The sequence below is a fragment of the Microbacterium sp. UBA1612 genome, assembly GCF_002321605.1.
GTDB lineage: Bacteria > Actinomycetota > Actinomycetes > Actinomycetales > Microbacteriaceae > Microbacterium > Microbacterium luteum.
In genome coordinates this window covers 83,238-99,717 of sequence record NZ_DCMW01000014.1, presented here as the reverse complement: position 1 = coordinate 99,717, position 16,480 = coordinate 83,238, and the positions used below count along the sequence as shown (strand labels likewise).

Below are 16,480 nucleotides of genomic sequence, written 5' to 3'. Positions count from 1 at the left end.
GGCCTCAGTACACGTACTCCATAAGGTCGGTGCCGAGCACGCGGAAGGCCGCGTGCGCCCGTGAGCGGTGCATGATCGACAGGTCGTCGAAGCACACGATGAGCGCGTAGGAGACACCCGCGCGCGGGCCGGCGAGCACGCCCGCCTCGGCGCGAATCCCGGCGCCGCGACCCGTCTTGTTGATGAAGAGCAGCCCGTGGTCGTCGTTGTCGTGCGCGAACGGATCGAGGCCCGTGGCCGAAGCGACCAGCGACAGATCGTGGTTGCGGCTCAACCACTCCGCGACGTGCGCACTCACCGACGGGTTCACCGCCGACGAGTTCACCAGGGCCGAGAACAGCTCCGACATCTCCGCCGCCGTGCCGAGCGCCACGTGGGGCGCGTCGTCGGGACCGCGGCTGTCGCGGAACCCGTCGAGCAGCGCGGAGCGCGGCATCCCGAGCTGCCCCAGCCGGTTGCGCACCGCCTCGAGCCCGACCCGCTCCAGCAGCACATTGGCCGCGAGCGCGTCACCGGCCGACGCGGCGAGCACGGCGAGATCGCCGAGGCTGAACGTCTGCGCGGCGAGGTGGTGCCAGAGGCCGGCCACCGACACCCCATCGGTGCTCGTGCGATCGACGACCTCGGCGGGGTCGAGGCGCCCGTCGTCGAATGCTGCCGCGACCTCGACGAGCAGCGGCACGACGCCGAGGCCGCCGATCGGCAGGGTGATGAAGTCGTCGCCGGAGAGCACCGCGTCACCGCGATCGAGGTCGGTCACGCGCACCGCGACCTTCGCACCCGACTCGGCGAGCTCGTCGAGCGCCGCGAGCGTCGATGCGAACGATCGACGGCCGGCGGCTGCCCGGCGGGGCAGTCGCCTGTCGTGGGGTCTGATCCGACGGGAACTCCGAAGGGGCTCCTCGGTGCCGCGCCTGGGCTCAGGGGGCGTGCCCACGAACGGTGTCCTCTCTGCTCGGGCTCGTGATCACCAGATGGTGACGCGCTTGTCGGGGTCGAGCCACAGCTCGTCCGACTCGGTCACCCCGAACGCATCGTAGAACGCGTCGATGTTGCGCACGATCTGATTGCACCGGAACTCGTTGGGCGAGTGCGGGTCGATCGTCAGCAGGCGGATGGTCTCGGCATCGCGCCCCTTCTGCTGCCACACCTGGGCCCAGCTGAGGAGAAGCCGCTGGATGCCGGTGTAGCCCTCGATGACGGGGGCGGCGTCGGCGATCTCGGGGCCGGCGTCGTCGCTTGCGATCGACAGGGCGTACGCCTTGATCGCGATGCCGAGACCGCCGAGGTCTCCGATGTTCTCGCCGATCGTGAGCGCACCGTTGACGGTGTGCTCATCGGCGAGGCCTCGGGGCACGAGGTGGTTGTACTGGTCGATCAGCACCTCCGTGCGCTCCTCGAAGGCCGCGCGGTCGGCATCCGTCCACCAGTCCCGCAGCGACCCGTCGCCGTCGAAGCGGCTGCCCTGGTCGTCGAAGCCGTGACCGATCTCATGACCGATGACCGCGCCGATGCCGCCGTAGTTCGCCGCCGCGTCGCGGTCCGCGTCGAAGAAGGGATACTGCAGGATCGCCGCGGGGAAGACGATCTCGTTCATCAGCGGGTTGTAGTAGGCGTTGACCGTCTGCGGGGTCATGTACCACTCGTCACGGTCGATCGGCTGGCCGACCTTCGACAGCTGACGGTCGTGCTCCCACACGTGAGCGCGACGCACGTTGCCGACGAGGTCGGCGGCGTCGATCTCGAGCGACGAGTAGTCCTTCCACTTCTCGGGGTAGCCGATCTTGGGGGTGAACGCGGCGAGCTTGGCGAGGGCGCGCTCACGCGTCTCGGGCGTCATCCATTCCAGCGACGAGATGCTCTCGCGATACGCCTCGACCAGGTTGGCGACCAGGTCGTCCATCTCGGCCTTGGCCCGCGGCGGGAAGTGGCGCTCGACGTAGACCTTGCCGATCGCCTCGCCGAGCGCGGCCTCGGTGAGGCTCACGCCGCGCTTCCAGCGCTCCCGGTTCACCGGCACGCCGGTGAGCTGCGTGCCGTAGAAGGCGAAGTTCTCGGCGACGAACGCGTCGGTGAGGAACGCAGCTCCCGCGTGCACGATCTTGAACCGCAGCCACGCCTTCCAGTCATCCAGGCGTTCCTCGACGAGCAGGCCGGCGAGACCCTCCAGGAAGCTCGGCTGCGACACGACGACCTCGGCGAAGGCGTCGGGATGGTTCGGCGCGATGCCCTCGCGCCACGGCACCAGGTCGGCGCCGGCGAGGCCGACCGTCTCGTCCCACGTGCGCAGGTTGTAGGTGGCGACCGCGTCGCGGCTGCGCACGTTGTCCCAGTGGTGCGCGGCCACCTCGGTCTCGAGCGCGAAGACGCGATCGGCGGCATCCGCGGCCCCGGCGACACCGGCGAGGTCGAGGATGCGCTCGACGTGCGCGCGGAAGGCGGTGCGGGTCTCGGCGAAGTTGTCCAGGCGGTAGTAGCTCTCGTCGGGCATCGACAGGCCGCCCTGCAGCACGAACGGCACGTATCGCTGCGGATCGCCCGGATCGGGCTCGACGTAGAGATCGATGATGCCGCCGACGCCGTCACGCTCGAGCACGCCGACGACGCGGAGGAACTCGGGGATCGTCGTCACCTCATCGACCATCGCCAGCTGCGCCGACAGCGGGCTCGCGCCGAGCTCGTTGACGCGGTCGACATCCATGAAGCTGGAGTACATGTCGCCGATCTTGCGGGCCTCGGTGCCCGGGTCGGCGCGCTGGGACTCCTCGATGATGGCGCGCACATCCTTCTCGGCCTGTTCGGCGATCAGGTGGAACGCGCCCCACCGGGCCTTGTCGTCGGGGATCTCGGTGCGGTCCAGCCACGATCCGTTGACGTGACGGAACAGGTCGTCCTGCGGGCGGATCTCGTCGCTGAGCTCGTCGAGCGCGAGACCGGATGCGGGGGCGTCGGTCATGCGTACAGGATAAGCACCGAGTCTGGGTCGTCGGTCGGAGTCTGGGCCGTCGGACGGCGCGTGGGTGTCTGCGGGCGACTCTAGGCTCGGAGCGTGGCCACCGCACGCGACACCCTGAACCGGGACATCCTGCGTCTTGCGGTGCCCGCACTCGGTGCGCTGGTCGCCGAGCCGCTCTTCCTCATCGTCGATTCGGCACTGGTCGGCCATCTCGGCACGACCCCGCTGGCTGCGCTCGGCATCGCCGGGGCCATCCTGCAGACGATCGTCGGGCTCATGGTCTTCCTCGCGTACTCGACCACGCCGGCCGTCGCGCGCCGGTTCGGCGCCGGCGATCCCACGCGAGCGGTCTCGGCGGGCATCGACGGCATGTGGCTCGCACTCGGCCTCGGAGCGCTGCTGGCCCTCGCCGGCTACCTGACGACGCCGTTCCTCGTCGGCCTCTTCGGCGCGACGGAGGCGGTCACCGCCGATGCGGAGACCTATCTCGGCATCTCGATGTGGGGGCTGCCGGCGATGCTCATCGTCTTCGCCGCGACCGGCCTGCTGCGCGGCCTGCAGGACACCGTCACCCCGTTGTGGATCGCCGGCCTGGGCTTCGCCGCGAACGCCCTGCTCAACGCTTTCTTCATCTACGGGCTCGGATGGGGCCTCGCCGGATCGGCCGTCGGCACGGTGCTCGCGCAGTGGGGCATGGTGACCGCGTACGTCGTCGTGATCGGCCGCCACGCCCGCCGGCACGGCGCGGGTCTGCGGCCGCAGCGCGACGGGATCTCGGGCAGCGCCCGCTCCGGCGGGTGGCTGTTCCTGCGCACCGTCGCGCTGCGCGTCGCGCTGCTCGCCACCGTCGCCGTGGCCACGACGCTCGGCACCGAGGAGCTCGCCGGGTGGCAGGTGGCCTTCACCATCTTCTCCACCGCCGCGTTCGCCCTCGACGCGCTCGCGATCGCCGCCCAGGCACTCATCGGCAAGGGGCTCGGCGCCGCAGACGAGGCCGGAGTGCGGCGGGTCCTGCAGCGAACATTCGCGTGGGGTGTGGCCTTCGGCGTGCTCGTCGGGCTCGTCATCGGGGCGTCCTCCGGGGTCATCGGGCTCGTCTTCACCGGGGATCCGCAGCTGGCGGCGCTCGTGCAGCCGGCACTCATCGTGCTCGCCGTCGCGCAGCCGGTTGCCGGAGCGGTGTTCGTGCTCGACGGCGTGCTCATGGGCGCCGGGGATGCACGGTACCTCGCGATCGCGGGCGGGTTGAACCTCATCCCCTACGTTCCGGTCCTCGTGGCGCTGAACGTCTTGTCGCTCGCAGGAGCAGCCGGGCTGGCGTGGTTGGCGGTGGCCTTCTTCGGCGTGTTCATGCTCGCGCGCCTGGCCACACTCGGCTGGCGTGTGCGCGGCCGGGCGTGGCTCACAGCCGGGACGTGAGGATAGCCACGGAGCGGTCGATCAGCCGGCCGCGTGGCGCCGGCACCACTCGTACATCACGACAGCGGCCGCAGCGCCGGCATTGATCGAGCGCGTCGAGCCGTACTGGGTGATCTGCACGGCGCCGGATGCCGCGGCGAGGGCCTCGGGCGACAGCCCGGGGCCCTCCTGCCCGAACAGCAGCACGCACGCCTCGGGCAGTTCGGCGCGGTCGACCGGCTGCGATCCCGCGACGTTGTCGACCGCGACGATCGGCAGACCCGCATCCACCGCCCATGCGGTGAACGCGGCGACGTCGTCGTGGTGACGCACGTGCTGATAGCGGTCGGTGACCATCGCGCCGCGGCGGTTCCACCGCCGGCGCCCGATGATGTGCACTTCCGCCGCGAGGAACGCGTTGGCGCTGCGCACGATGGAGCCGATGTTGAGGTCGTGCTGCCAGTTCTCGATCGCGACGTGGAACGGGTGCCGCCGGGCGTCGAGGTCGGCGACGATCGCATCCATCGTCCAGTACCGGTAGCCGTCGACCACATTGCGGCGGTCACCATCGGCGAGTAGCTCGCGGTCGTACCGCGGGTCGTCGGGCCACGCCGCCGCGCCGCCCGGCCACGGTCCGACGCCGTGCGCGGTCTGCGGCTCATCCGCGGCGGCCGTTCCGCCGTCGTTCCTCGGCTCTGTCACTCCGAAAGGCTAGCCCGGCCGACGTGCACCAACTCAGGCTGGGAGGTCCGGGGAAACCCTTCCCGGACCGGATTCGCCGCAAACGGCCTCGCGCAGCCTGAGTTGGTGCACGATGCGGGGCGGGACCGGCAATGCCGGACGATGCCGCCCAGGAATGTCGACGGCACCGGGAATGCCCGTGAGCGGAAGGCGGACGGGGGATCAACGCGGCGCCGGGACGCGCGCCTCCTCCCACCGACGTGCACCAACTCAGGCTGGGTGGTTCGGTGAGGCCCCTCCCGGGCGGGAATCGCGGCAAACGGCCTCGCGCAGCCTGAGCTGGTGCACGGTGCGCGATGCGGGGCGGAACGGGGGGCGGAACGGGGGCGGGACGGGGGGCGGAAGGGCGGCGAACCGGGCGGCGGAACGGCGGGCGGGGCGGGGCGGGGTGCCGGTGGGACCGGGCCGGGAGATGCCGGGTGGACCGGACGCGGCGGACGACGCGGGCGTAGGGTGCGGCCATGGTGCACGCCCGACCGATGCCCGACGACGCCGAACGTCTCGTCGCGTACTACGACGACTTCGCCCGGCGATGGGCGCACGGCACGTCGCCGCTCTACGAGGAGTGGGCCGCCGGGATCGCCGCCGACCCGGACATGATCATGCGCATCGGCAGTCTCCCGCCGCGCCTGCAGCAGGCCAATCTCCTCTTCGCCGCCGCGCGCTGGGTGGGTGCCCCGCTCGACGACTACGAGAGATGGCGATCGTGGCTCGTCGAGAACTGGGATGCGGTCCTCGCCACCGCGTCGGTCCGCGCCACCCAGACCAACGAAGTCGGACGGTGCGCGACGCTGCTGCCGGTGCTGTCGCGCATTGACGGCCCGGTAGCCCTCCTCGAGGTCGGTGCAGCGGCCGGCCTGTGCCTGCTCCCCGACCGGTACTCGTATCGGTTCCTCTCTCCCGCCGGCGTGCATGACCTGCACCCCGCGGGCGGCCCGAGCGCCGTGCTGCTGGAGTGCCGTATCGACGACGCACGGGATGCCCCCACACGCATGCCTCACATCGAATGGCGCGCCGGCATCGACCTGGCACCGATCGACCCCGCCGACCCCGACGCCGTCGCGTGGCTCGCCACGCTCGTCTGGCCGGGCCCCGATCACGATGCGCGCGTCGCCCGCCTGCGCGGAGCGGCCGCGATCGCCGCGGCGGATCGGCCGCGCGTCGACACCGGCGACCTGCTCGAGCGCGTGACGACCCTCGCCGCCGAGTCCCCCGCAGACGCGACGCTGGTGCTGTTCCACAGCGCTGTGCTCCTCTACCTCAATACACCTTCGCGTGCGCGTTTCGCCAGCCTCGCGCTGTCTCTCGGCGAGCGCCTGGGCCGACGCGTGGTGTGGCTGTCGAACGAGTCGGCGGGCACGTATCCCGAGATCGACGCGCAGGTTCCCGCCGACGCGGATACCGCCCGCCGCTTCGTCCAGTCCGTCGACGGGCGCGCGGTGGCCCTCGCCGGACAGCACGGCGCCGTCTACGAAACCCGCCCCTTCGCGGGATGACGCCGTCCTCGCGACGGCGCCGGAGACGCCGCCGTGAGTAGCCTGGAGCGGTGGCCTCTCCCGCCGTCGACGACTACCTGAAGACGATCTACCACCACACCGAGTGGCAGGACGAGCGCATGACGCCGTCCCAGCTGGCCGGCGTACTCGGGCTTGCCCCCTCGAGCGTGACCGAGATGGTGAAGAAGCTCGCGAGCCTCGGGCTGGTGACGCACCGCCCTTACGGCCCGGTCTCGCTGACGGCGACCGGCGAGCGCCGTGCGGCCGCCATCATTCGCCGCCACCGCCTCATCGAGACCTGGCTCGTGCGCGAGTTCGACTACGCGTGGGACGAGGTGCACGACGAAGCCGAGGTGCTCGAGCATGCGATCAGCGACCGACTTCTGGCCGGCATCGACGACCTGCTCGGTCATCCGCTGTTCGACCCGCACGGCGACGCGATCCCGCGGGCCGACGGAACGGTCGTGCGCGAGCCGTTCGTGCTGCTCGCGGATGCGGCGGCCGGCCACACCGGCCGGGTGCTGCGCGTGAGCGACCGCGACGCCGACGTGCTGCGCGTCGCCGAAGCGGCCGGGATGACGGTCGCCACCGAGGTCACCGTGACGGCGGCCGGCGTGCGGGTCGGCGACGCGGAGACGGCGCTGGACGACGACGTGCGACAGGCGGTGTGGCTCAGCGCCTGAGCCGCTTGGTCTTGGCGGCTTTGGCGAAGGGCCAGGCGACGCCGGTCGCGTGCTCGCACACCTCCCAGATGCGCGCGGCGACCTCACGGTCCTGGGTGACGCGCGACGACGTGCCGCGTCGAGGCTCGCCCCGAAGCCGGGCGCGCGGTCCCCAGTACTCGCCCCCGGCGACATCGGATGCCGCCAGCGCGTGCACGAGGGGCTGCGCGCCGACCTCCTTGGACTGGGTGACGGGCGCCTGGATGTTGTCGGCGAACCGCGTCAGCCGGGAGGGGTTGTTCACGCCGCGGATGCCGGCGGTGCGTCCGCTGGTGGAATAGCCCGGATGCGCCACGACGCTCGCGACCGCCACGTCGGCGCCGCGCAGGCGGCGGTCGGCTTCGAACCCGAGCGAGCTGGTCGCGATCTTCGACTGCACGTAGGCGCGCCAGGGCGTGTAGCCCTCCGACAGCTGCGGGTCGACCGGGTCGTATCGCCACATCGAGGTCGACATGCTCCCCACCCACACCATCCGCCCACCCGCCGCGGCGAGCGCGGGAAGCAACTCGCCGGCCAGCGCGAAATGGCCGAGCACGTTGGTGGCGAAGACGAGCTCGTTGCCGTCGCGCGTGAGAGTGCGCCGTTTCGGCGGGTGCACGATGCCGGCATTCAGCAGCACGCCGTCGAGCGCGCCGCGGCTGCGGAGGGTGGCGGCGGCGGCGCGCAGCGAGCCGGAGTTGCTGGTGTCGATGACGAGGGACTCGACCGCATCGTGTCCGGCAGCCTCGGGCACCCGGCGGAAGAGGGCCGCGCGAGCCGCGGCGAGGCGAGCGGGATTGCGCGCCGACATGATCACGTCCGCCCCGGCCCGCACGAGGTGTTCGCACGAGAAGTAGCCGAGACCCGCGTTGGAACCCGTGACGAGGTACGTCCGGCCGGTGAGGTCGGGGAGATGCCACTCGGGTCCACTCACACGACGACCCTATGCCGCACATGCCCGATGCGGAATGGGGCGCGCGGGCGCGTCGCGGTCGGCCTCTCGTCGGACAGCGCGGGCCGCGCCGCATAGGCTGTGCCCATGCGCACCCGTGACGAGGTCGAATGCTGGCTCACCGACATGGACGGCGTGCTCGTCCATGAGAACACCCCCATCCCCGGCGCATCCGAGCTTCTCCAGCAGTGGCGGGATCTCGGTGTGCCGTTCCTGGTTCTCACGAACAATTCGATCTTCACGCCGCGCGACCTCAGTGCGCGACTGCGCGCATCCGGTCTCGTCGTGCCCGAGGAGGCCATCTGGACCTCCGCCCTCGCGACCGCCGACTTCCTGCGTTCGCAGATGCCGGGCGGCAGCGCCTTCGTCATCGGCGAGGCGGGCCTGACGACCGCTCTCCACGAGGCCGGTTTCATCATGACCGAGACCGATCCGGACTACGTGGTGATCGGCGAGACGCGCAACTACTCCTTCGAGGCGATCACGAAGGCGATCCGCTTCATCCGCGGCGGCGCCCGGTTCATCGCCACCAACCCCGACGCCACCGGCCCCTCCGTCGAGGGCGTGCTGCCGGCGACCGGGGCGATCTCGGCCCTCATCTCGAAGGCGACGGGCAAGGAGCCGTATGTCGTCGGCAAGCCGAACCCCATGATGTTCCGCTCGGCTCTGAACCGCATCGGCGCGCACTCCGAGAACACCGGCATGATCGGCGACCGGATGGACACCGACGTCGTGGCCGGGATCGAAGCGGGCCTGCACACCGTGCTGGTGCGCACCGGCATCTCCGATGACGCCGAGATCGAGCGCTACCCGTTCCGCCCCGACGAGATCCTGGACTCCGTCGCCGAACTGCTCGCCGACCACCCGATCGAGGCCGAGATGCCCGAGGGCGAAGTCACCCACGGGCTGTGACGCTCGGGCTCCCCACCGCCCAGAGCGGCTGCGGCAGGTCGCCGGTGAGCACCCACGCGCCGACCCAGCGGTTCTTGTAGAGCACCGGATTGTGGCTCGAGACCGTGCGGGCGTTCCGCCAATGCCGGTCGAGCGACGCGCCGCGCGCCGTGGATGAGGCACCCAGCGCGTCGAACAGGCGCGATGCGATCGTCTGCACCGCACCGGTGGCGAACGACTGCGCCTGTGCAGCCCGGATCTCCGCGATCGCGTCGGCCGCCCGCGCGCGCTCTCGCAGCGCCTCGTCACCGGGGTCGTCGCGCACCGCTCGCGCGGCGGCGACGGCGTCGTCGACGGCGCCTGCCACGGCGTGCACCGTCGACTCGACCGCGTAGGCGGAGGCCGCGAGCTCACCGATCAGAGCCTGGATCTGCACGTCGTCCTGCGCGCGATCGGCCGTTCCGTGGCTGTACACCCGCGCTCGCGACCGCACCGCATCCGCCGCATCGGAAACCGCCCGATGCGCGATCCCCGCCAGCACGCTCAGCAGCACCAGCTGGTAGAGCGCCGTCTGGTATCCGAAGCGTTCGGCCACGGGCAGCACGTCGGCGGCGTCGACAACGGCGTCATCGAACACGATGGTGCCGGTCCCCGTGCCTCGCTGCCCGAATCCGTCCCAGTCGTCGCTCACGGTCACTCCGGGCTGATCGAGCCGCACGAGCACCGCGACATCGACGCCGTCCGCAACACGATGAGCGACCGCGTCGGTCCATTCCGCGAAGATGCTGCCGGTGGTGTAGAACTTGCGTCCGCTCACCCGCAGGGTGCCGCCGACGTCGGCGCGCAGCTCGGTGCCGGCGCGTGACGTGGTCGATCCGGATGCTTCGCTCCACGCGTTGCCGGTGAGCTGGCCGTCCACCACACGCCGGATCCACCGGTCTCCGAATCCGCGGTCGGATGTCGTGAGCGCCTGCTCGACGAGCGCGAAGTGGCCGCGGAAGATCTGCGGCACGTTCGCGTCGGCGGCCGCGATCGCGATCAGCAGCGGTGTGAGGCTCGCCCAGTCGGCGCCGAGCCCGCCCTCCTCGACGGCGACGCGCGCGCGTCCGATGCCGAGGTCGCGCAGCTCGCGCACCGCATCGAACGGCAGATCTCGCCCGCGGTCACGAGCTGCCGCCTCCTCGGCGATGCGCTCCACTGTCGGGCGGAACCGTTCCTCGAGGTCTCGCGGCACCGCCGCCCACACCTGGTCGGTGAAATCCGTGCGGAGAGGGGCCGCCACCGTCTGGCCGTTCACGTGTACAGGGAGATCGGCTGGACGGCACCGGTGAGAAAGTGGGCTCCCACTTCGAGTTTCTTGTAGTCGACCGGGTCGTGCAGGGAGTGCGTGCGGATGTTGCGCCAGTGCAGGTCGAGACCCACGCGGCTCGCCGTCGAACTCGTGCCGGTCGCTTCGAACACGCGGTGGGCGACGTCGGTGGCGGTGTCGCTGGCGACCACCTTGAGCTGCGCGACCTCGACGGCAAGTCGTGCGCGGTCCTTCGCGGAGACGTCGGCGCCGAGGGCGATGGTCTCGTCGAATCGGCGGTTCACCCGATCGGCGAGCGCCGACACCGCAGCCGTCTTCGACACGAGCTCGCCATAGAGACGTCGGACGAACGGGTCGTCCCGGTAGGTGGAGGCCTCGGACAGGAACCACGCGTTCGGCCGCGCAACGGTCAGGTCGCGCGCCTGCGCGAGCGCGCCCTCCGCGATTCCGAGGTAGAGATTGCCGAACATCAGCTGGATGCCGGGTGTCACGAAGCTCTGGATCGGCTCGTCGGTGCCGAACCCGAGAACATGCTCCGGGTCGACGCGCACGTTTCGGTAGGTCACGGTGTTGCTGGCCGACAGCCGCTGGCCCAGGTTGTCCCAGTCGTCCACGAGCTCGACGCCGGGATGCCCATGGGGGAGCACCAGGTAGGCGAACGCTCCCGCGTCCGGGCCGTCTTCGACAACAGCGTTGATGAGCAGCGCCTCACCGACTCCCGACCCGGTGGAGTACCGCTTGAAGCCGTCGAGGCGGTAGCCGTCGCCGTCCACCGTGAGCGTCAGGTTCGGATCCACCGGGTTGACCGAGTCGCCCCAGATCCAGCGGCCGTCGATCGAGGAGCGGAACCAGCGCTCCCGCTCGTCGGGCGCGGCGACCAGCGCGATGTTCGCCTCGTTGATGTAGTGGTATCCGAGCAGCTGCGCGATCGAGGCGTCGCGTCGGGCGATGATGCGCACCACCCTCGCGGCGGTCTCCCAGTGGGCCCCGCCGCCGCCGAACTCGACGGGATCGAGCAGGGTCGTGAGAGCGGCATCCTGCAGCAGCCGAGCCTCGGCGAACGGCTGCGCGTTGGCGCGGTCCCGGGCGAGGGCGTCGGCGCCGAGCGTCTCGGCGACGGCCTCGGCCACGGCATCCCATCGCGCGAGCTCCGCGTCGGTGGCGATGCCCGACCAGTGGGTACGGGGCGGGGCGAGGCTGGTGGTGGCGATCATGCGTTTCTCCTCAGACGGTGGTGGGAACGAGGGATGCGCCGCCGTCGGCGGCGGTGCGCGAACCGGCGAACGCACCCCGATACGCGTGCGCCGGGTGCCACTCGGGCACCACGGCGCTGCCGGAGAGCCGCTCGCGCAGCGTGGCGCCGGGGCGGGCGTCGGCGGCGAGAAGACCCCGCCGACGCAGCTCGGGCGTGAGGTGCTCGGCGATGTCCTCGAACGTGCCGGGCGTGATGACGTAGGCGAGGTTGAATCCGTCGACCCCACCGACGTCGACCCATCTCTCCAGCTCGTCGGCCACGGTGGTCGGGCTTCCGACGATGACCGCGCCGATGCCGCCGATGCCGACGTACTCGGCGATGTCGCGCGGTGTCCACTCGCGGGTGGGGTCGGCCTTGGTGAAGATCGACAGGGCGGAGCGGGCGGCATCCGTATCGACGTACCGGAGCGGCTCGTCGGGGTCGAGCGCGGCGAGGTCGATCCCCGACCAGCCGCCGTACAGAGCGAGAGAGCCCTCGAGCGAGACGTACCGACGAAAGTCGTCGTGCTTCGCTCTCGCCAGCTCGTCCGTCTCGGCGACGATGACGGTGGCGAGGGTGAGGATCTTCACGTCGTCACCATCGCGCCCGGCGGCGCGGGCCTTGTCACGGATGCCGTCGGTGGTGCGGCGGGTGAGTTCGGGGGCAAGCCCGTTGATGAAGATGGCCTCCCCGTGGCGAGCGGCGAACTCCTGCCCACGGGGCGACGCGCCCGCCTGGAAGATCACGGGGGTGCGCTGGGGCGACGGCTCGCCGAGGTGGATGCCGGGCACGTCGAAGTGCTCACCGCGATGGTCGATCGGGTGCACCTTCTCGGGGTCGGTGAAGACGCCGGTGTCACGATCGCGGAGCACGGCGCCGTCTTCCCACGATCCCTCCCACAGCTTGTAGACGACATCCAGGAACTCGTCGGCGATGCCATAGCGGTCGTCGTGCGCGATCTGGTCGCCGAGTCCGAGGTTGCGCGCGGCGCTGGCGAGGTAGGACGTCACGACGTTCCAGCCGATTCGGCCGCCGGTGAAGTGGTCGAGCGTCGTGAGCGTGCGCGCCAGCGCGTAGGGCTGGGCGTACGTCGTCGCGACCGTCACTCCGAAGCCGAGACGCTCGGTGACCGCCGCCATCGCCGGGATCTGCAGCAGCGGATCCCCGACGGGCACCTGCGCGGCGTCGCGCAGGGCGGGCGCGACGGAGTCGCGGTAGACGTCGTACACCCCGAGCACGTCAGCCAGGAAGATCGCGTCGAAACCGCCTCGTTCGAGCAGCTTCGCCAAGTCGATCCAGTAGTCCAGGCGGTGATACTCATCCGCTCGGTTGTCGGGATGCCGCCACAGGCCCGGCGCCTGGTGGGTCACGCAGCTCATCTCGAACGCGTTGAGGATGATCGGCTTGGTCACCGGGCACCTTCCTTCCTGCGCCGAAAGCGGCGCGCCGCGGGAAAGCTATCAACGGTCCCTCACGACGGGAGACGAGCCCGACACACGCCGACACGCTGCGACACAGGACGTCACACGATGTCGCCGTCTTACGAGCGGGCATGCTGCGCCGGTATCGCTCGCTCCACAATGTCCTCTCGTGCGGCCCTCGCCGCGCACCGCATCCATCCGAGAGGCTCGCCATGTCCGATTCGTCACGCCGCGCACGCACGCTGCGCAGGTTCGCCGTCCCCACCGTCGTCGCCGCCTCCGCGGTCATGCTGGCCTCGTGCGCCGGCGGCGACGCCGACGCATCGGACGCTGCCGGCGAGCAGGAGCTGACCGTGCTGCTCATCTCATCGCACGAGGGCGCCTCCGACCTCCTCGCGGAGCGCTACGAGGCCGAGACGGGGGTGCGCATCAACCCGGTGATCGTCCCCTACGACGAGATCGGCAACACCCTGGCGCTCGACCAGCAGTCGGGCGCGAACACGATCGACGTTGCGGCGCCCTGGTACGTCTCGATCGGAGACCTGGCTGACTCCGGCTCGATCCAGGACCTCACCGACTGGATCGCGAGCGACCCCGCCGCCGACGAAGACGACTTCATCCCCTCGATCTACGATCCGTACACCCTGGTGGAGGATCGCCGGTACGGGCTGCCGTTCGACGGCGACACCCACGTGCTCTTCTACAACACCGAGATCCTGCAGCGGAACGGCTTCGACGCTCCGCCCGCGACATGGGACGAGTACGTCGAGCAGTCGCGCGTGATCACCGAGAACGAGGGAGCCGACGGCGTCTACGGCAACGTGATCTTCGGCCAGAAGTCCCCGCTCATCCTGGGAGCGAGCTTCGCCAACCGCCTTGCGGGGTTCGGTGGCGAGTTCGTCGACGACGCGGGCGCACCCGTGATCAACTCCCCGGAGGCCGTGGCGGCAGCGCAGTCCCTGGCCGACGCACTGGAATCCGCCTACCCCACACCCACCGAGACCGCCTTCGGCGAAGGCAACTCCGCGTGGTACGCGGGCAACGCGGCGTTCATCGAGAACTGGACCGACCTCGGCGTGGGCTCGCAGATCAACCCCGACTCCACGGTGGCCGACGGCTGGGGCGTCACGCTGCTCCCCGTCGGCGGGGAGAACACCCAGGCGCGCGCATCGCTCGTGGCCGGGTTCACCTGGGTGATCGCGGCCCACACCGACAAGACCGAGCTCGCGCGGGACTTCATCCAGTGGGCAGCCTCGAGCGAGATCAACGAGGAACTGCTCGTCGCCGACCCGCAGACCGGTATCGACCCCAACCGCATCTCCTCGCTCGAGAGTGAGGCGTACGGACAGGCCTATCCCGACCTGCAGCGCGTCAACCGCGCCACCCTCGACGGCGCACTCGCCTGGCCCACCGGCAAGAACGCCACGCAGGCGGCCGAGGTGCTCACCGACGAGCTCGCCAAGCTCGTCGCGGGTGAGGTCACCGCGCAGGAGGCACTGGATGCCGCGCAGGCGGAGTGGGAAGAGCTCCTTGGCTGACGCATCCGCGACGGTGCGCCCACGGCGCCTCCCTCGGGGGCCGGCGTGGGCGCACCGCCTGTTCGTCTCACCGAGCGTGCTCGCGCTGCTCGTGCTCGGGGCGTATCCGCTGCTGTTCATCGTGGCTGCCGCGTTCACGGAATCGTCTCTCGGCAGGCCGTTCCAGGAGTTCGTCGGCACGGCCACGTTCGAGCAGGTGCTCACAGATGCCGACGCCGTCGCGTCGCTGTGGCGCACCCTCGCATACGCCCTGGCGGTATCGTCTGCGAGCCTCGTGCTCGGGGTGGTCGCCGCGCTCGCGCTCCACGGCGCTGTGCGGAGCGGGGCGCTCGTGCGCACGCTCCTCCTCCTCCCGCTCATCACACCTCCCGTGATCGTGGGCACGCTCTGGAAGCTCATCTACAACCCCGGGGGCGGGCTCCTCGCGACCCTCCTCGGACTCATCGGGCTGCCCTCCGAGACCATCGCGCCCCTGTCGTCGACGCTGTGGGCGCTCCCGGCGATCGCCGTCGCCGACGTCTGGGAGTGGACGCCCCTCGTGGCTCTGCTGGTGTTCACGGCACTCCTCGCCCAGGACCCGCAGACGCTCGAGGCCGCATCGCTCGACGGCGCACACGGGTTCGGCAAGCTCCGCCACATCACCCTGCCCGCCGTTTCCGGGGTCGTCGCGGCGGCCTTCTTCATCCGGCTGGTGCTCGCCTTCAAGGTGTTCGACCTGGTCTTCATGATGACCTCCGGCGGCCCCGGACAGGCCACGACCACCACGTCGTATCTCATCTACCAGGCGGCGCTGCGGGAGTTCGACGTGGGCAAGGCGGCCGTCATCACGCTCCTTCTGGCCGTGCTCGTGACGGCGGTCACCATCCCCGTCGCACTCGTGGCTCGACGATGGCAGGCGAATCATGAGTGACCGCATCCTCGACCGGCCACGCCGCACGACCGGATCCCGCGGCGCAGCAGCCACGGTGGTGCTCGCGGTGCTCCTCGCCTTCTTCGTGACGCCCTTGCTCTACCTCGTGTCGGTCTCGCTCATGGGACGGGACGAGACCGGTCAGGGGGTGCTCGTGCCCGCCGTCCCGCAGTTCTCGAACTGGGTGGATGTGCTGACCGGCTCGGACCTGCTGCAGGGCATCGGGAACTCCCTCGTGGCCGCTATCGGCGGCGCGACCCTCACCCTGGCGATCGCCCTGCCCGGAGCCTGGGCGATCGTGCGGTTCCGCACCGGTGGAACCACCCTCGCCGGCACGCTGATGAGCCCCTGGCTGCTGCCGCCGATCGTCGCGGTCGTGCCGCTGTTCACCCTGCTCCGCGTGATCGGGGCCAACAACACCCTGTGGGGCCTCACCCTCGTGTACGCCCTGGTGAACGTGCCGGTCGCGATCTGGCTGCTCGAGGGGTTCCTCCGGAAACTCCCCAGCGAGATCGAGGAGGCCGCCCGGCTGGACGGCGCCGGGTCGTTCCGGGTGCTCACGTGGATCGTGACCCCGCTGGTCGCTCCGGCGCTGGCGGCCATCGGCATCATCGTCGGGGTGCTGAACTACAACGAGTTCCTGCTGGCGGCCTTCCTCACGCAGAACCCCGACGCGCAGACGCTCCCGGTGGTGCTCTCGCTGTTCTACGGCGAACGCACGCCCCATTTCGGCAAGATCGCCGCCGCATCCGTCATCGGCGTGCTGCCGGTGTTCGCTGCCGCCGTCTTCTTCCAGCGCTGGCTCGTCGGCGGGCTGACCTCCGGCGCCGTGCGCTGAGCCGTCACCCGCCCCTCGTCGTTCACAACTCCGCAAGAATCTGCGTCGCGACGCTCTCTGGGGGTTGTCGGGGCTGTGACCGAGCGATATTGCGG

14 protein-coding genes are annotated in these 16,480 nt (G+C 70.7%); 7 read left to right on the top strand and 7 right to left on the bottom strand.

The genetic code is table 11. The features are described from left to right. Positions 1-4: 4 nt before the first annotated feature. Together B3S45_RS05935 and B3S45_RS05930 are read right to left on the bottom strand one after the other, a co-directional pair. Entirely contained in the window at positions 5-937 is a 933-nt protein-coding gene (locus B3S45_RS05935) for a serine hydrolase (protein ID WP_083336563.1), read from the bottom strand. A 30-nt stretch (positions 938-967) separates the two neighbouring features. Beyond that, positions 968-2,956, bottom strand: a complete 1,989-nt coding sequence (locus B3S45_RS05930) for a M13 family metallopeptidase (protein ID WP_286717996.1) — start codon at positions 2,954-2,956, stop codon at positions 968-970. A gap of 93 nt (positions 2,957-3,049) precedes the next feature. Here B3S45_RS05930 and B3S45_RS05925 point away from each other — a divergent pair, with 93 nt between their 5' ends. Continuing rightward, positions 3,050-4,375 carry an MATE family efflux transporter gene (locus B3S45_RS05925; protein ID WP_286717994.1) on the top strand — a complete coding sequence of 442 codons (1,326 nt, stop codon included), beginning with the start codon at positions 3,050-3,052 and terminating at the stop codon, positions 4,373-4,375. A gap of 21 nt (positions 4,376-4,396) precedes the next feature. On the opposite strand, the gene B3S45_RS05920 is transcribed toward B3S45_RS05925, so the two are convergent. Further along, entirely contained in the window at positions 4,397-5,056 is a 660-nt protein-coding gene (locus B3S45_RS05920) for a TrmH family RNA methyltransferase (protein WP_286717992.1), read from the bottom strand. A gap of 500 nt (positions 5,057-5,556) precedes the next feature. On the opposite strand from B3S45_RS05920, the gene B3S45_RS05915 reads away from it, so the two are divergent. Together B3S45_RS05915 and B3S45_RS05910 are read left to right on the top strand one after the other, a co-directional pair. Beyond that, entirely contained in the window at positions 5,557-6,591 is a 1,035-nt protein-coding gene (locus tag B3S45_RS05915; protein ID WP_286717989.1) for a DUF2332 domain-containing protein, read from the top strand. Positions 6,592-6,641: 50 nt separating this feature from the next. Beyond that, positions 6,642-7,274: a metal-dependent transcriptional regulator gene (locus tag B3S45_RS05910; protein ID WP_286717986.1), complete on the top strand. Its 633-nt coding sequence runs from the start codon at positions 6,642-6,644 to the stop codon at positions 7,272-7,274. On the opposite strand, the gene B3S45_RS05905 is transcribed toward B3S45_RS05910, so the two are convergent. Continuing rightward, on the bottom strand, positions 7,264-8,226 hold the full coding sequence (locus B3S45_RS05905) for an SDR family NAD(P)-dependent oxidoreductase (protein ID WP_286717984.1): 963 nt from the start codon (positions 8,224-8,226) through the stop codon (positions 7,264-7,266). The two genes, B3S45_RS05910 and B3S45_RS05905, sit on opposite strands and share 11 nt — an antisense overlap. Before the next feature lie 105 nt (positions 8,227-8,331). On the opposite strand from B3S45_RS05905, the gene B3S45_RS05900 reads away from it, so the two are divergent. After that, complete coding sequence (locus B3S45_RS05900; RefSeq protein WP_071045404.1) at positions 8,332-9,156, top strand: HAD-IIA family hydrolase; 825 nt, start codon at positions 8,332-8,334, stop codon at positions 9,154-9,156. Here the strand turns inward: B3S45_RS05900 and B3S45_RS05895 are convergent. Genes B3S45_RS05895 through B3S45_RS05885 form a run of 3 tightly spaced genes read right to left on the bottom strand, consistent with a single transcriptional unit; the run spans position 9,140 to position 13,090 of the window. Beyond that, the gene (locus B3S45_RS05895; RefSeq protein WP_286717982.1) at positions 9,140-10,432 is read right to left on the bottom strand and encodes an acyl-CoA dehydrogenase family protein; all 1,293 of its coding nucleotides are present in this window, start codon (positions 10,430-10,432) and stop codon (positions 9,140-9,142) included. The two genes, B3S45_RS05900 and B3S45_RS05895, sit on opposite strands and share 17 nt — an antisense overlap. Further along, a complete protein-coding gene (locus B3S45_RS05890; RefSeq protein WP_071045405.1) occupies positions 10,429-11,658 on the bottom strand; it encodes an acyl-CoA dehydrogenase family protein in 1,230 nt (409 codons plus the stop codon). The genes B3S45_RS05895 and B3S45_RS05890 overlap by 4 nt, the downstream gene beginning before the upstream one ends. 10 nt (positions 11,659-11,668) lie before the next feature. After that, positions 11,669-13,090, bottom strand: coding sequence for an LLM class flavin-dependent oxidoreductase (locus B3S45_RS05885; protein ID WP_286717980.1), 1,422 nt, complete (start codon positions 13,088-13,090; stop codon positions 11,669-11,671). Between the two features lie 221 nt (positions 13,091-13,311). Between B3S45_RS05885 and B3S45_RS05880 the strand changes: the two genes are divergently transcribed. Genes B3S45_RS05880 through B3S45_RS05870 form a run of 3 tightly spaced genes read left to right on the top strand, consistent with a single transcriptional unit; the run spans position 13,312 to position 16,385 of the window. Beyond that, on the top strand, positions 13,312-14,637 hold the full coding sequence (locus B3S45_RS05880) for an ABC transporter substrate-binding protein (RefSeq protein WP_071045406.1): 1,326 nt from the start codon (positions 13,312-13,314) through the stop codon (positions 14,635-14,637). Further along, complete coding sequence (locus tag B3S45_RS05875) at positions 14,630-15,547, top strand: carbohydrate ABC transporter permease (protein ID WP_286717978.1); 918 nt, start codon at positions 14,630-14,632, stop codon at positions 15,545-15,547. Before B3S45_RS05880 ends, B3S45_RS05875 begins: the two co-directional genes overlap by 8 nt. After that, positions 15,540-16,385 (top strand): carbohydrate ABC transporter permease, encoded by an 846-nt coding sequence (locus tag B3S45_RS05870; protein WP_286717976.1) that lies wholly within the window; start codon positions 15,540-15,542, stop codon positions 16,383-16,385. Before B3S45_RS05875 ends, B3S45_RS05870 begins: the two co-directional genes overlap by 8 nt. Positions 16,386-16,480: the final 95 nt, after the last annotated feature.

Coding starts and splice junctions, on each gene's coding strand:
- B3S45_RS05930 (WP_286717996.1), bottom strand. CDS start 2,956: ATGACCGACGCCCCCGCATCCGGTCTCGCGCTCGACGAGCTCAGCGAC.
- B3S45_RS05915 (WP_286717989.1), top strand. CDS start 5,557: ATGGTGCACGCCCGACCGATGCCCGACGACGCCGAACGTCTCGTCGCG.
- B3S45_RS05900 (WP_071045404.1), top strand. CDS start 8,332: ATGCGCACCCGTGACGAGGTCGAATGCTGGCTCACCGACATGGACGGC.
- B3S45_RS05890 (WP_071045405.1), bottom strand. CDS start 11,658: ATGATCGCCACCACCAGCCTCGCCCCGCCCCGTACCCACTGGTCGGGC.
- B3S45_RS05880 (WP_071045406.1), top strand. CDS start 13,312: ATGTCCGATTCGTCACGCCGCGCACGCACGCTGCGCAGGTTCGCCGTC.
- B3S45_RS05870 (WP_286717976.1), top strand. CDS start 15,540: ATGAGTGACCGCATCCTCGACCGGCCACGCCGCACGACCGGATCCCGC.